Here is a 14,862-nt window from a genome sequence, read left to right on the forward strand (position 1 = left end):
AGTTTCGGGCCGTCAGTTTCGGGCTGTGAGTCTGCGTGGCTGCGGATTGCGGCGGGAAAGCCTTGGCCGGGCACCCGGGGTGTCCGGAGGTTTCAGTCCGTATAATGGATGTTCAATAGAAAAAGCTCACGTTTGCCGACATCGCGCGCGAGCGGACCGGTGACCCTATGCCAGAAAACATCAAGAAGGCTCTTGAAGAGCAGATCAAGCAACTCGAGTACGAGCTGACGACGGAGCTGCCGGCAGAGATCAAGCGGGCCGTGGCGCTGGGCGATCTGAGCGAAAACGCGGAGTATCACTCGGCGAAGCAGCGACAGGAGTTTGTGAACGCGCGCCTGGGCCAGCTGAAGAAGCGTATGGGCGAGCTGGCGATGGTGAACCTGGAGAACATCCCGCGGGACAAGGTGGGCTTCGGTTCGACGGTGGTGGTGTATGAGGAAGCCAAGGACGCGGAGACGACCTACAAGCTGGTGACCAGCGAGGAAGCGGACGTGCTGAAGGGGCTGATCTCAACGACATCGCCGATCGGGCGGGGTCTGCTGGGCAAGGAAGTGGGCGACGAGGCCACAGTGGTAACTCCGACGGGCAAGCGCCTGATGGAGATCAAGAAGCTGTGGACGATCCACGACGGCACGCCAGAGGTTTAGGCAGAGCGCTTGCGCGTTGGCCCGGCTGCGCCGGGTTAGCGAGCTTCGCTCGGTAGCGGTCCTTCGGACCGTTAGTGTGAAGATCGAGAAAGCGGGGGCCTTCGGGCTCCCGTTTTACTTTTGCGGTCAGGACTTTGGGGGCAGCGAAGGTATACCCAGAAGTGGCAACGGGGGTTTAGGGCAGGGGACAACCGCGAGGTCTGTCACCGACTGAAGACGCAGAACAATTCGGCCTTCAGCGTCCCAGGAAAGCCTTCCCACAAAGTTCCCGGCGACTTTCGAAGGCTTCGGGTCAGGCGAGCAATCACCGAGTAGCTTTGGCACCAAACTCCGGGCCGAGTCATCTGCGGACTCAAGATCATAGCCAAGCATCAGTATCCGGCCATTGCAGGATTCGTCCTCGATGAACGCACCATGCGGTAAGGCGAGCACAATCTTTGCAGGAATGCTGAGCAGTTGATGCCGGTAAGCAGCCGGATGCGCGACGATCCGGCACAGGCTCGATGGACTAGGCGCAGGAGGCTCGGCGGGAGGAAGGGCGCTAACCATTACGGAAAGGTATCAGAGCTGTATTCCCTGAGGGTCGAGATTGGTTGTTTCACTCCCGGTGCCGAAGATGGGCGGCTCACCGGTATATCCAGACGTGGGTCTCTCAGCTAGACCGTCTCGGTGTCGAGCTCCAGGTGCAGGCGGTGGCCGCTGGCGGCGGCTCCTGCGTCGGGTGCGAGGAAGAAGCTGTTGATCACGGGGCCGAGGGCGAAGACGGCGGCGACGAGGATGGCCCAGTGGAAGTCGCGCAGGGCGGGCATAGCGATGGGGTCGCCGTGGGCGCGGGCTACGAGGCGCACGCTGATCGCTCCCAGGGGTACGCCGAGGCCGGTGCTGAGCTGCTGGATGGTGCTCAGGAAGCTGTTGGCGCGGTTCATCTGTGCGGGCGGGATCTCGGAGTAGGCCAGGGTGTTGATGCAGGTGAACTGCAGGGAGCGGCAGGCGCCGTGCAGGAACAGCATCACGAGCAACAGCGGGACGGGCGTGTGCGGGGTGAGCAGCGCGATGCTGGCGAGCGTTCCGGCGGCTAGAAGGCCGTCCACGATCATGGTGCTGCGGAAGCCCCAGCGGCTCAGCACGCGGACGACGAAGAACTTCATGCTGAGGTCGCCAGCAAAGAGGGCCAGCAGGTAACCGCCGGAGCGGAAGGCGCTAAGGCCAAAGGCCAGCTGGAACATCAGTGGCAGCAGGAAGGGAAGCACCGAGACGGCGGCGCGGTAGGCGGCGGCACCGTAGATGCCCTGGGCGAAGCTGCGGCGCTGCATAGAGACGAGGTCGATCAGCGAGACTTCGGGGCGGCGCTTTGCGATGAGCACGGCGGCGATGCCACAGAGGAAGCTGAGCGCGAGCACGGTGTAGGCCAGGCGCGCATTGTCGTTGCCTGCGCCGAGGGATTCCATGGCGTAGACCAGGCCGGTGGAGGCTGCGCCGCCGAGGACGAAGGTGTACCAGTCGAAGGGGTGGATCTCGTCTTCGCGGGTGCTTTCGACCCAACGCAGGGCCAGGACCAGGGCGATGACGCCGAGCGGGATGTTGAGGAAGAAGATCCAGCGCCAGTTGGTGAAGGTGGTGATGAAGCCGCCGACGGGTGGGCCGAGCACCAGGGCAATAAGCCCAGGCCACTGCATGAATGTCATGGTCTCGGTGAGCTTCTCCTTGGGCGTGACGCGCAGGACGACGAGACGGCCGACAGGGACCATCATGGCGCCGCCGATGCCCTGCAGGACACGCATCATCACGAAGACTGGCAGCGAGTTGGACAGGCCACAGAGCAGCGACGCGAGGGTGAAGATCGCGATGGCGGAGGCGAAGGTGGTGCGGGGCCCGAGGCGGTCGGAGAACCAGCCGCTGATGGGGATGAAGATCGCCAGCGTGAGCAGGTAGGCCGTGATGCCGATGTTCATGTGGACGGCAGTCACGTGGAAGGTGCGGGACATCTGCGGCAGGGCCGTGGCGATGACGGTGCCGTCGAGCAGCTCCATGAAGAAGGTACCGGCGACGAGGAAGGTCAGCCGGGTCTGGAGGTTCTTCGACATCGCTCCATTTTAAGCGCTGCTGTTGAGTTGCTGAGTGAACTTCGGATGGAGGGTGCGTAACGCGGGGCATGCGCCTCATTCCGTCCAGTGTGTGCTCAATCGTCAGCTGCGAAGCCGGCGGAGCGCGGCCTGCGGGGACGCAGGAGGGCTTCTCGTTTCGCCACCGGTATGTGTTTACTCGGGCGGAGATTCCGAAGGCCGCGGCGGCGCACTAAACACGCGATACACTAATCAGGTCACATGACCTGGACCAGCGCATTCGGCAAAGGCAGCGGCTGGCTGCTGCAGAAGATCGTCAACGGGCTAGCCCTGTCGAGGATTTCGCCGAACACACTCACCTTCGTCGGGCTCATCATCAACGTGGTTGCCGCGTTCTTCTTCGGCTACGCGCGTGAGGACAATTACGTCCGGATGTTCTTTTATGCCGGGCTGGTGATCATCGGGGCCGGGCTCTTCGATATGGTGGATGGCCGGGTGGCCCGGCAGACGAATCAGGTGTCGGTGTTTGGGGCATTCTTCGATTCGGTGCTGGACCGGTACTCGGATGTGGCGTTGTTCTTCGGGCTGCTGGTGTTCTATGCGCGCGGGAACCGCTACTTCTATGTGTTCCTGGTAGCGTTCGTGATGACGGCGAGCCTGATGGTGAGCTACACGCGAGCACGCGCCGAAGCGCTGATCGGCAGCTGCAAGGTGGGCTTCATGGAGCGGCCGGAGCGGATCGTGCTGATCATCCTGGGTGCTCTGGGTGAGCGCTGGGGCGTGATGGCGCCGGCGTTGTGGGTGCTGGCTGCACTCTCCACGATGACCGTCATCCATCGCATGCGATACACGTACACCGAGACAGAGCGGCGCAAGGCCGAACTGGCAGCTCTCTAAGAGCAAGAAGGCGTGAGATGACGACGACGCGGCAGAAGTACGAGATCCTGGCGTTAGCCTTGATCATCCTGCTCGCAGTGCCGACGCTCCTCCGCAAGAGCGGCCTGACCTCCCAGGTACGGTTGGCGATCGGGGTGGGCATCGCGGTACTGATCCTCATCCTGCTTCGAATGCTGAAATAGAACGTTCGTGTGCTCATGAGTGACAGGCCCGGCTCTCGGGGAGATCGCGGTGGCATCGGCTTCGTGCTGCGCTGCGAAGGGAGCCCGGAGATCTTCGTCTCGAACGATGCGGACGGGCATCTCGTGGACCAGAGCGGCAGGCGGTACGCCGGAACCTTCGACGGCCGGCAGGTTGTCTTCCGCAGCGCCGACGGGTTGCCATGCGAAGGTGCGTGGGTTCTCGGAAGCGGCGAGGTCACGGGCATCAGCGGCGGGGGTGATCTGAGTGAGCGCTTCCATTTCACATTCCTCGATCACGGGCGTGGGAATCAGCGGCTCAATGCGCGTTTTCGGTTCGAAGGCAAGACTGAGGAAGCGATTGCGGCTTTTCTGGGGGCGGGCTATTGCGTTTCGCGGTGGGATAACCGGTTCAACAAGCAGCATCAGGCGCCAGCCGGGGGTTTTCTGGTGCATCTGCGAAGCCGTGGGCATTGGCTGACTGGAGCAGATTCGGGGCACGCGATTCTGACCATGTTTCCCGGCGAGCGGAGTTCGGTCTCCGGTGAGGTGCATGTCGGCGAGCACAATCCGACAACAGGCATGGGCATTGGCTTTCTGCTTCATTTGGCGGAGACCTACGCGTGGTGGGCGCGCCGGTAAGTCGCGAGCCTGCTGCGAAGCCTGGTCTCAAAGTCGAGACGTGGGCCCGCGGCATCGTGCGGGGCAAGCGTTGGAGATTCTGTGCGAAACCCGTGCGGCTGAAGCATCATAGAGAGCATGGCTGCGGCGGACAATGGGACGGGAAACGGGTTGTTTCCGAGCTCCGAGATGGAGGAGGCGGGACGTCGCCCGCTGACGCCGGAGCAGGCGGATAAGCTGCCGCATATCCATCGGCTGCTGCTGGGGTACTACGGCCAGCCGAAGCGTCGGGAACCGCGCGATCCTCTGACGCAGCTGATCTATTCGATGATGGCCTCGCGGACGAAGACAGAGGCCTCGGAGGCGGCGCTGCGGGACCTGCAGCGGGCGTTCCAGGCGGGTCCGGGAAACTGGGAGCCGGTGCGGGATGCTGCTGTGAGGGACATCGAGCGAGCGATTGCGCTAGTGACCTTTCCGGAGCAGAAGGCGGAGCGGATCAAGCTGCTGCTCAACCAGATCAGCGCGCGTGTGGGCGAGCTGACGCTGGAGTTCCTGCACAAGTACCGCACGGACAAGATCCGCAGCTGGCTGGAGCAGTTTGAGGGCGTGGGGCCGCAGGTATCGGCGGCGGTGGTGAACTTCTCCACGCTGCGGCGCAGGGCGCTGGTGATCGATGCGAATCATCTCCGCGTGATTCAGCGGCTGTGCGTGGTGCCGCGCGGCAATGCGGAGCTGACGGAAGAGCGGTTGATGCGGCTGGTCCCCGAGACCTGGGACGCCGAGATGCTGGACGAAGATCACATGCTGGTGAAGCTGCATGCGCAGACGTTGTGCGTCTTCAGCGACCCGAAGTGCGAGGGATGCCCGCTGCTGAAGATCTGTCCGAGCGGGCAACGGAATATGGCGGAGCTGCAACTGACGGCGCCGCAATAGTGGCAATATCCCAACAACCCACGTCTCAGAAGCGAGACGTGGGGCACCCAGACCCTGGGTATGGCTACACTGTTGCAGTGAACATCGACGAGCTGAACGAGCGATTTGGGATTCCTGGGGCCTTGGCGTTTGAGACGACCGAGGCCGGTCTGGTGCTTGCGAAGGTGACGACTCCCTCGTGCACCGCGGAGCTGTACACGCATGGCGCGCACCTGGCGTTGTGGCAGCCGACAGGCCTGGAGCCTGTCCTGTTCCTCAGCGAGAAGTCCAAGTTTGAGAAGGGTGCGGCGATTCGTGGCGGCATTCCGGTGATCTTTCCGTGGTTTGGCGCGCGTACGGCTACGTCGGAGTCGCCGCGTACCGATGGGCCGTCGCATGGCTTTGCGCGGACCACGGAGTGGGATGTGAGCTTCGCGGCGGTCGTCGGCGAGGAGCTGCATCTGGCGTTGACGCTGGTGCCGGACGACAACGCGAAGGCTCTGGGATACGACCGCTTTCGGGTGGCGCTGCAGTTCACGCTGGGGCGCTCACTGACGGTGAAGATGACGGTGGCCAACGAAGACACCGTGCCGCTGCGCTTTGAAGAGGCGCTGCACACCTATCTGCATGTGGGCGACGCCACGCAGATATCTGTCCGTGGTTTGCAGGGCACGGAGTTCCTGGACAAGCCGGATGGGTTCAAGCGCAAGACGCAGAGCGAAGAGCCACTGCACTTAGAGCGCGAGACGGACCGCGTGTATCTGAACACGGAGGCAACGGTATTTGTTGACGATCCGGTGTTGAAGCGCACGCTGGTGGTGGAGAAGTCGGGTTCTCAGACGACCGTGGTGTGGAATCCGTGGAGCGAGCTGAGCCACAAGCTGGCTGACATGAGCGACGAAGGTTGGCGCGAGATGGTGTGCGTGGAAACGGCGAATGCGTCAGAAGGCGCGTTAGTGCTGGAGCCAAGGTCACTGCACACCATGGAAGCGCGGATTCATGTGGAACCGCTGCAGAGCTAGAGCTGTAGAGGTGCGAGGTTTGCAGGTCGCGAGTTGCGAGGGATTCTGTTGAGCTGCGAGCGTCGAGGGAATGAGCTACGAGGATGAATAGCTTGGGAAGGCCGTTGATACTGGCATCGGGATCTCCGCGGCGGCGCGAGCTGCTCGGGCAGGCGGGGTACGAGTTCACGGTGAAGGCTGCGGACATCGATGAGTCCATTCGCGCGGGAGAGGAGCCGGAGGAGTATGTGAGGCGTTTGGCCTTGGAGAAGGCGAAGGGCGTGGCGGCGGGTGCTCCTGAAGCGACGGTGATCGGCTCGGACACGACGGTGGTGCTGGACGGTGAGATTCTCGGCAAACCAGCGGATGTGACCGAGGCCGCGGGGATGTTGGAGAGGCTCTCGGGCCGCGTGCACCAGGTGCATACCGGCGTTGCCGTGGTGGTGCAGGGTGGGGCGCGTGCGGTATCGCATGTGGAGACGACGCATGTGACCTTCAACCTGATTCCTACCGCGGAGCTGGAGCGATACCTCGCGACGGGCGACTCGCTGGACAAGGCGGGAGCGTATGGGATTCAGGGCTATGCCGCGCGGTGGATCCCGCGGATCGATGGCTGCTACTTCAACGTGATGGGGTTGCCGGTAGCGGCGACGGTGCGTTTGCTGGGGCAGATGGAGCGGTAGCGCCAGACGCTAGAACCCACATCTCACAAGCGAGATGTGGGGCACCCGGATTGTGCAGCAGTCAGGGCTGAGTCGCGATCATGGCTGCGAGCAGCTTCGTGCGTTCCTCAAGATGCGAGAGGACGATGTGCTCGTGGTTGGCGTGGGCACCGGCGCCGATGGCTCCCATGCCATCGAGGGTGGGCACGCCGACTGCGGCGGTGAAGTTGCCATCTGAGCCGCCACCGGTGGCGGCTTCGTCGAGAGCAAAGCCGATCTCGGCAGCGAGTTTGCGAGCGCGCTTGAAGAGGGCGATGGTGCCGGCTTTGCGCTCCATGGGCGGGCGATTGATGCCGCCGGTGATGGTCAGCTTGCAGAGCTTGTCGGCGGGCTTGAGCGCGCGGATGGCGCGGTCGATGGTGGCGGCCTGGCGCATGGTAACGACGCGGACGTCGACCTCGGCCGTGCATTCTGCGGCGACGACGTTGCTCTTGGTGCCACCCTGGATGACGCCGACGTTGACGGTGAGTCCGTGTGCGGGGTCGCTCAAGCCGGTGATCTTTGCGATGAGGCGGGCCATCTCGTGGATGGCGGAGTGGCCCTTTTCGGGCTCGACGCCGGCGTGGGCGCTGACGCCTTCGACGCGGAGGTCGTAGTGGCCGACGCCCTTGCGGGCGGTCTTGTACGCGAGGCCCTGCGCGGGTTCGAGGACGAAGACGGCGGAGCTGGCGAGCGCAAGCTTTTCCGTGATGGGGCGCGAGATGGGACTGCCGATTTCTTCTTCGGAGACGAGCAGCAGCGTGACAGGGCGCAGCCGGCGGGAGTTCGTGAGGGAGGCGATTGCCTCGAAGGCCATGGAGACGCCCACCTTCATGTCGAGGGTGCCGGGGCCGTACAGTTTGCCGTCTACTTCGCGGAGGGGCATCTTCGCGAGCGTGCCGTGCGGCCAGACGGTGTCGAGGTGGCCGAGTAGCAGGACGGGCTTCACGCCGCGGCGGTGGCCGAAGCGGAGTTCGAGGACGTTGCCATAGCGCTTCTGGCGATGGATCTTCACGCTCCCGCCGAGTGCTGTGGCCATTTCGGCGGCAACGGTCATGCAGCGATCGACGGCGGCCTTGTCGTCGCTGGGAGACTCGACCTCGACCAGCTTGCGAACCCGGGCGAGCAGGCGGGCGCTATCAACGAGCGGAATCGAAAGATCGGCGGCACGACTGTTAGTGATTCTGGTCACCAGAAAAGTTTACGCCGCCAGCGATTCGAGAAAGGAAACCATCGTCAAAATGTTGAAAGCCAGTGGGTTACTAGCCATTCGGTGGCATATCAGATGGCCAGCGCGGGAGTGGGCTTCGAAGGCACTGTGGTAAATCTGCCACAGCCGCCGCTAACCCGACGGGTATACGCTGATTTTGCTTTCCGGAAGGGCACGACCACCTGGCAACGGATCCACAATTCGAGCAGACCATCGAATCGCCCGTGGAGTTTGGTGGCGTGGGGTTGCATTCCGGCGTTCAGGTGCGGATGAAGCTGATCCCCGCGCCGGCTGGATCGGGCGTGGTGTTTCGGCGTTCCGACCTGGACGGGTTTGAGATTCCGGCGAACGGCCGCAACGTGGCGAAGGTCAGCTATGCGACGTCGCTGATGCGACAGGGCGTGCTGATCTCGACCACCGAGCATTTGCTTTCCGCGCTGATCGGACTGGGCGTCGACAACCTGATCATCGAGATCGACAACCTGGAGGTGCCGATCCTGGATGGCAGCGCGAGGCCTTACGTTGAAGGCATCCTGAGGGTCGGCCTGAAGCGGCAACGGCGGAAGCGCGAGTATATTCGCATCCTCCGCGAGGTTGAGGTGCGCGACGGGTCGAAGTTCATCGGGGTGTATCCCGGGGAGGGGTATTCGATCGACTACTCGATCGACTTTCCGGCGCCGATCGGGCGGGACAACCTGCGCTGCGATCTGGAAGCCGGGGACTATGCGCAATGGATCGCACCGGCGCGGACGTTCGGCTTCAAGGAAGATGAGCCGATGCTGCGGAACATGGGCTTGATTCGCGGTGTGTCGGAGGAGAGCGCGATCATCCTGACGCGCGAGGCGGTGGTGAACGGGCCACTGCGGTTTCCGGATGAGTTTGTGCGGCACAAGGTGCTGGACCTGATTGGCGATCTCGCACTCGCGGGACGGCAGATCTGGGGCCGCGTGGTGGCGGAGCGCGCAGGCCACGCGATGCACACGGCGCTGGTGCAGCGGCTGCTGCGCGATCGTTCGGCGTGGGAGCTGGCGCATCGCCCGATGCCGGAAAAGAGCGTCGCGCTCGAGGCGTCAACGACACCGGCCCTGACGTTGTCGCATGCCTGAAGGATCGACGCGAGAGATTGCCCTGGCTGCGATTGGGATGGGCTCCAACCTATCTTCGCGATACGGAAGTCCTGAGGAAAATGTGTGGGAAGCGGTGCGCCGTCTTGGGGCGTTGGGCGTCGTGCTGCGCGTGGCGACGCTGCGCGTGACAGAGCCCGTCGGATATGTGGATCAGCCCAAGTTTGTGAATACCGCGGCGGTCGTGGAGACGCGTCTGGAGCCGTTGGAGCTGCTGCGTGGCCTGATGGGGATCGAGCACGAGATGGGGCGCGATCGCGCTGTGGCGCCCCCGAAGGGGCCGCGGGTGATCGACCTGGACCTGCTGCTGTATGGGCAGTGCGTGATGGAAGAGCCGGAGCTTACGCTGCCGCATCCGGCGATGCATGAGCGCAGGTTCGTTCTGGAGCCTCTCGCGGAGATCGCCCCGGAGATGATGCACCCGGTGCTGGGCCGGACGGTGGAAGAGTTATGGATCGGGCTGTGAGTTGCGATCTGTGAGCGTCGGGTTTCAGTAGAGCGTGACGATGCTCTCGGTCTCTTTCGAGCGATAGGTGACGGCTTTGGGGGTCATGTCCTCGACCGTCAGGTCCCAGGCTGCGCTAAGGGTGGCCTGGTCGGCGTCGGTGAGACAGACGATGTAGTGCAGGCAGTGCAGTTCCTTGGGCAGGCCAGCGTGGTTGCCATGCTGGATAAGCAGCACGTACATGGGGGAGTGGTCGTTCTCGATGAGAACGTCGCTCGCGTAGTTGATGTAGACCTGCGCGCCCTGCTCGGCGACACCGTTATGTTGCACGCTTGCGAGGGGATCGCGTACGAAGAGCCGAAGGCGGGCATAGAGTGCAAACGCCACGAAGCCGACGATCAGCAGCAGCACGACCTTCTTCATGACTTCTTCTCCTCGTGGTACTCCTGCTCGGTGTTGATGGACCAGAGTGAAGCTTTGTCGACGTGCCCGGCGGCCAGGCCATCGACGACGGCCATGGCGGTGAGCATCGAGTGGTCCTGGTTGTTGTACTTATGCATACCGTTGCGGCCGACCAGGAAGAGGTTGTCGAAGCTGTCGGTAAAGCTGCGGAGTTCGTCGAAGCGCTCGTAGGTGCCGAAGTAAGCGGGGTAGGTCTTGGGGACGCGAACGACGTGTGCGTCGAGGACCTCAGACGTGCGTAGGATACCGATCTTTTCGAGTTCCGCAGCGGCAAACTTCTTCAAATCCTCATCCGGCATGGACCAAAGCGGATCGCTCTCGTAGCAGAAGTATTCGAGTCCGATCCAGACCTTGGAGGGGTCGGAGACCATGTAGGGGCTCCAGTTGTTGAAGATCTGGAGGCGGCCGATCTGGACGTCGGGCTCCTGGATGTAGATCCAGGTGTCCTTAATCAAACGCGACTCGCCGAGGGAGGCGTCGGGGTCTTCTACGTCGAGCTTGTTGGCGAGGACGCCGACGGTGATGAAGTCGCGGTATTGGAGGCCTTCGGAGACCTCGCGGACGTTGTCCGGCACGGGGGAGCGCATGGCGCGGACGAGGTCGCGCATGGGCATGGTGGAGAAGAAGTAGTCGCCTTCGAAGCGTCGTCGCTCGCCTGTATCGCTGAGGGCTTCAACGGCGACGACGTGAGTCCCTTCGACTTCGATCGCGTCGACGGTCCAGCCCATATGGATCTCGCCGCCCTTGGCGACGATCTGATCGGCGACGTGCTCCCATAGCTGGCCGGGGCCGAACTTGGGGTAGAGAAAGCGCTCGATCAGCGAGGTGTCAGTGCCTTTCTGTGAGAGGTCTCCGGAGTTCGCCGGCGCGGAGCTGAAGGCCTTCTTGACGAAGTGCTTGAGCGCGGTGGTGAGGGACAGGCCCTTGATGCGCTGTGCGCCCCACTCGGCGGAGATCTGGTCGCAGGGCACGCCCCAGACCTTCTCGGTGTAGCTCTTGAAGAAGGTGAGGTAGAGCTCTTTGCCAAAGCGATTGATGAGGAAGTCTTCGAGGGACTTCTCGTTCTTGATGGGGAAGAGGCGCGAGCTGATGTAGCTGATGCCGATGCGCGTCATGCGGGCAGGGCCGAGGTTCTCGATGGTGCTTTTGGAGAGCTTGATGGGGTAGTCGAAGAAGCGTCGCAGGTAGTAGATGCGGCTCTTGCGCGGGCGCACGAGCATGACGAGATCGTCGGAGGGCTTCGCGGTATCGACGGGTGCGACCACGGGAACGATGTGGCCGGTTGGCTCGACTTCGTCATCGAGGTGCTCGGCAGCGTGAGGTTGCAGCGGTCCCATGCCGCGCAGGGGCGGCTCGTTGGGCACATCGGCGGGCACAGGGACGACGCGCTGCTTGCCCTGATAGCTGATGGCGATCTGCTCGGAGTCGGTGTGCTCGGGCGGCATCAGCTCCATCCACCACTGCATCACACGGTCGGACTTGGAGAAGAAGCGGTGGCCGCCGATGTCCATGCGGTTGCCGTTGTAGCGGATGGTGCGGGAGATGCCACCAATCTCGTGGGAGGCCTCGAGGATGATGGGCTGAATGCCGGTGCGGCGGAGGAGTTCGAGCGCGGCGGTGAGGCCGGCAGGACCGGCTCCGATGATGATGGCAGTTCCAGGCATGGTCTTCCGAATCTTGGACGAGGTTCCGGGAAGAAAGTTCTCGGAGGTTTGAGGTCGGGCCCTTTGTGGGAGGGCCCGTACTCAGCGCCGGTCACTGCTGCGACGGACCTCCACAAGGGTATCGCACGAGATCAGCGGCCATCCTTGCGTGCTACCTCCCACAACTGTTCGTCGTCAGAGCCCACTCGAAGGTCGCGGAGGTGAATTGCGGTCCATTGGGTTGAGGGGAAGATGCGGAATTTGAGCCATGGAGTGGTGGGTGAGTCCAGCACGAGGAAGTGGGGCGTGTTGCGGAGGAACTCGTCGGCCTCGATGAGACTCCCACTGTAGTAGCCGAAGGTGCGCCAGTTCTCCATCTCGTGGTAACCGGAGACCTCGCCCCGAGCGGCGAGCGGCGAGAGGGCAAAGGGCCAGTCGAGTGGGCAGAGAACGCGGGGATGGGGTTGCTGCGCTTCGGCGACCATGACGTCGCAGAGGTCGACGCGGGGAATCGCGAGGGGCAGTGCGGTATCGCCAACCCGTTGAGAGAGCAAGATCGTAAAGTCGTGCGATGGTTGCCTGAGATAGCGGGGATAAAACCCGAGCTTCACAAGGCAGAAGGCGAGCAGGGCACTCGTGCCGATGCCGAGGACCAGTCGCTGGTGACGCGACGGGGTTGCGACGGAGAGCGTCTGGGTGAAGGCCTCGGCGAACCATACCGTGACCCCGAGGAGAGACGCTATGAGGTAGCGGTCGACGAATATCGAGGTGCCATGCTGCGAGAGCAGGAAGACCGGCAGAGGAGTGAGGCCCAGCGCTGTCGCGGGGAGCAGCAGGTCAAGACGCGGACGAGCGGCGGAGCGCACGGAGGGGCGTGCGACGAGAGCGATGACGAGGACCCCCCCCAGAGCGACCATGACGTGTGTAAGGCGAAGCACGCCCTGAGACTGGAAGGTGATGGGATCCCAGAGGTCGAGCCATTCGCGGATGTGCGGACGGGTCGTCCAGAACCACGGCCTGCCGACTGCGGCGGAGTTGCGGAGCGCTTCACGGGAGAGCCAAAGGGAGGGCCAGGCCATGAGGGCGGCGAGGTGAAGAGAGAAGCGCCGCCGGCCTGCCATCCAGTCGGCCACGGCTGCACCCGCGAGCAGGCAAGCGCTGTCCAAGAGGCCCAAGGGGTGCGTGTTGACGAGCAGGAGGTGCAGGAGGAAGGTGCCGACGATAAGGCCCCAATGGGCCCAGGACTGAAAAGGACGATCTTTGCGACCCAGGAGAGTCACGTAGAGTGCTGCTGCGGTGGCGGCGAACAGCAGACCGTAGAAGCGGGTCTGCACCATCTGCCACAGGATGATTGAGCTCCCAAACCAGACGACCACCAGAGCGAGAAAGGCGATGCCAGCACGGTAGTAGCGCCGCAGGGCTGCCAGCATGAGGGCCCATGCGGCGAAGCAGCACGATGCGGAGAAGGCACGGTAAGCGAGATGAGATTGCCCGAAGAGGCTGAGCCATCCACGGCAGAGCAGGTAAAAAGCGATACCGCCGCCATCCGCTCCGCCCTTCCAGGCTCGCATCATGTGCGCGAAGGAAGGATCGGTGACGAGCACCCAGGAGAACAACTCATCGCTCCAAAGGGTGCGACCACGCGAGATCAGCACGCAATAGGCGCCGATGCTCACGAAGCCAAAGATCAGGGCGACGAACGTCAGCCGCCGCTGCTTGCCTGCATCCGGCATGTGGCGATCATACTGCAGGCACTGGCGGCGCGGGCTCCCGCAGTGTACAGCGCTCTTTGAGCTCGAGGAAGGGGCTTTCGTAGAAGCGGAAGCTGAGCCACGCGACGGTGATTGTCAGGGCGAGGGCGGTGACGGTGGTCGTGAAGGCGGGATGCCTCGGAGGATGGTTCGCGATCCAGCGGCTGAGCTCATAGTGCCAGATGTCATGGAAGACGTATCCCCCGTAGCTGATTCTTCCGATCCAGCGGAAAGGCCCAAACCGCAGCGCACGGTAGACGAGACTTCTGTGGTCGATTGCGGCAAGGATCAGCATGGCCGCGAGGATATCGATTGCGGTTAGACCCCAGGTGTAAGCCCATGAAGGATGGGCATTTCGCGGGAGGAATAGTCGAGCTGCGGGTAGAAAGCTTGCGCAGATTGCGCCAACCAAGACGCAGGCGAGCAGAGCGCGACGGGTAGAGAGGAGGAGTAGCTCGCGGTGGGGTCCCCGGATGAGCATGGCGACCAGACCGCCCAGCAGCAGCGCGTCGAACCGCAGGGGCAGGAAGGAATAGAGGAGGGTCGGGAGCATCCGCGCAGGGGCGAGATGGGAGGCCAACAAACGCAAGGCGAGGCAAAACGGAAGGGAGGCGGCGCAGAACCATGCGATCTTGCGACGATCCTTGATCGCAAATACCGCCCAGGGCCAAAGCAGATAGAACTGCTCCTCAACGCAGAGAGACCAGAAATGGCCGAGGTACAGGCGGACTGCATGGCCGTGCCAACTCCCGGTGGGCTGGAAGTCCACGAGCCATTGCCGGGGTGTTCCATAGGCGAATGATGGCAGGAAATGCAGCAGGTTCCCCGCGTAGAGGGGCCACGCGATCCAACCCCAGGTCAGGTGCCAGTGAAACAGCGGCCAGGAAAAAAGAACTGCTGCCATCACACCGTAATAGAGCGGGAAGATGCGCAATGTCCGACGCACATAGAAATTCCGGACGCGATGTGCGTCGTTTCGGGAGTCGTAAAGGATGCCGGTGATCAGGAAGCCGGAGAGGACAAAGAACAGGTCGACGCCGGTCCAGCCCCAGGGGATCTCCCGATAGTGTTCGAGCACAACGAGCAGAAGAGCGAGGGCGCGCAGGCCATCGAGTGCGGGATAGAAGGCTCGATTTTCGGGCCGGGTGTGCTCGGTGTTGCCGGTAACAGGAAGGGTGGCAGCCAAGCGTCATCTCCGTGTGCATA

General features: G+C 63.0%; 15 protein-coding genes. 9 read left to right on the forward strand and 6 right to left on the reverse strand.

The features are described from left to right. Positions 1-167: 167 nt before the first annotated feature. A complete protein-coding gene (locus tag C4S68_RS10430) occupies positions 168-647 on the forward strand; it encodes a GreA/GreB family elongation factor (protein ID WP_103933001.1) in 480 nt (159 codons plus the stop codon). Between the two features lie 656 nt (positions 648-1,303). Here C4S68_RS10430 and C4S68_RS10435 read toward each other — a convergent pair. Continuing rightward, entirely contained in the window at positions 1,304-2,731 is a 1,428-nt protein-coding gene (locus tag C4S68_RS10435) for an MFS transporter (RefSeq protein ID WP_103933002.1), read from the reverse strand. Positions 2,732-2,971: 240 nt separating this feature from the next. On the opposite strand from C4S68_RS10435, the gene C4S68_RS10440 reads away from it, so the two are divergent. The 6 genes from C4S68_RS10440 (at position 2,972) to C4S68_RS10460 (ending at position 7,003) form a co-directional block, all read left to right on the forward strand. Continuing rightward, positions 2,972-3,607 carry a CDP-alcohol phosphatidyltransferase family protein gene (locus tag C4S68_RS10440; RefSeq protein ID WP_103933003.1) on the forward strand — a complete coding sequence of 212 codons (636 nt, stop codon included), beginning with the start codon at positions 2,972-2,974 and terminating at the stop codon, positions 3,605-3,607. A 17-nt stretch (positions 3,608-3,624) separates the two neighbouring features. Continuing rightward, positions 3,625-3,789, forward strand: a complete 165-nt coding sequence (locus C4S68_RS23180; RefSeq protein ID WP_160115096.1) for a hypothetical protein — start codon at positions 3,625-3,627, stop codon at positions 3,787-3,789. A 15-nt stretch (positions 3,790-3,804) separates the two neighbouring features. Continuing rightward, positions 3,805-4,428 carry a hypothetical protein gene (locus C4S68_RS10445; protein WP_103933004.1) on the forward strand — a complete coding sequence of 208 codons (624 nt, stop codon included), beginning with the start codon at positions 3,805-3,807 and terminating at the stop codon, positions 4,426-4,428. A 117-nt stretch (positions 4,429-4,545) separates the two neighbouring features. Further along, positions 4,546-5,340 carry an endonuclease III domain-containing protein gene (locus tag C4S68_RS10450; RefSeq protein WP_235011510.1) on the forward strand — a complete coding sequence of 265 codons (795 nt, stop codon included), beginning with the start codon at positions 4,546-4,548 and terminating at the stop codon, positions 5,338-5,340. 38 nt (positions 5,341-5,378) lie between these two features. After that, positions 5,379-6,341: a D-hexose-6-phosphate mutarotase gene (locus C4S68_RS10455; protein WP_235011511.1), complete on the forward strand. Its 963-nt coding sequence runs from the start codon at positions 5,379-5,381 to the stop codon at positions 6,339-6,341. A gap of 83 nt (positions 6,342-6,424) precedes the next feature. Then, entirely contained in the window at positions 6,425-7,003 is a 579-nt protein-coding gene (locus C4S68_RS10460; protein ID WP_103933006.1) for a Maf family protein, read from the forward strand. A 61-nt stretch (positions 7,004-7,064) separates the two neighbouring features. Here the strand turns inward: C4S68_RS10460 and C4S68_RS10465 are convergent, their stop codons facing one another. Beyond that, positions 7,065-8,213, reverse strand: a complete 1,149-nt coding sequence (locus tag C4S68_RS10465; protein ID WP_235011512.1) for a M20 family metallopeptidase — start codon at positions 8,211-8,213, stop codon at positions 7,065-7,067. A gap of 200 nt (positions 8,214-8,413) precedes the next feature. Between C4S68_RS10465 and lpxC the strand changes: the two genes are divergently transcribed. Both lpxC and folK read left to right on the forward strand, forming a co-directional pair. Beyond that, on the forward strand, positions 8,414-9,337 hold the full coding sequence (lpxC, locus tag C4S68_RS10470; RefSeq protein ID WP_103933007.1) for a UDP-3-O-acyl-N-acetylglucosamine deacetylase: 924 nt from the start codon (positions 8,414-8,416) through the stop codon (positions 9,335-9,337). Continuing rightward, positions 9,330-9,821 (forward strand): 2-amino-4-hydroxy-6-hydroxymethyldihydropteridine diphosphokinase, encoded by a 492-nt coding sequence (gene folK, locus C4S68_RS10475; RefSeq protein ID WP_103933008.1) that lies wholly within the window; start codon positions 9,330-9,332, stop codon positions 9,819-9,821. The genes lpxC and folK overlap by 8 nt, the downstream gene beginning before the upstream one ends. A gap of 24 nt (positions 9,822-9,845) precedes the next feature. Here folK and C4S68_RS10480 read toward each other — a convergent pair whose 3' ends face one another. From C4S68_RS10480 to C4S68_RS10495, 4 genes are all read right to left on the reverse strand, one after another. Beyond that, the gene (locus C4S68_RS10480) at positions 9,846-10,223 is read right to left on the reverse strand and encodes a hypothetical protein (protein WP_103933009.1); all 378 of its coding nucleotides are present in this window, start codon (positions 10,221-10,223) and stop codon (positions 9,846-9,848) included. Continuing rightward, positions 10,220-11,926, reverse strand: a complete 1,707-nt coding sequence (locus C4S68_RS10485; protein ID WP_103933010.1) for an NAD(P)/FAD-dependent oxidoreductase — start codon at positions 11,924-11,926, stop codon at positions 10,220-10,222. Before C4S68_RS10485 ends, C4S68_RS10480 begins: the two co-directional genes overlap by 4 nt. A 131-nt stretch (positions 11,927-12,057) precedes the next feature. Beyond that, positions 12,058-13,638, reverse strand: a complete 1,581-nt coding sequence (locus C4S68_RS10490) for a hypothetical protein (RefSeq protein WP_103933011.1) — start codon at positions 13,636-13,638, stop codon at positions 12,058-12,060. A gap of 7 nt (positions 13,639-13,645) precedes the next feature. Then, the gene (locus C4S68_RS10495) at positions 13,646-14,842 is read right to left on the reverse strand and encodes an acyltransferase family protein (protein WP_103933012.1); all 1,197 of its coding nucleotides are present in this window, start codon (positions 14,840-14,842) and stop codon (positions 13,646-13,648) included. Positions 14,843-14,862 lie beyond the last annotated feature (20 nt).

It is taken from the genome of Bryocella elongata (genome assembly GCF_900108185.1).
Lineage (GTDB): Bacteria > Acidobacteriota > Terriglobia > Terriglobales > Acidobacteriaceae > Granulicella > Granulicella elongata.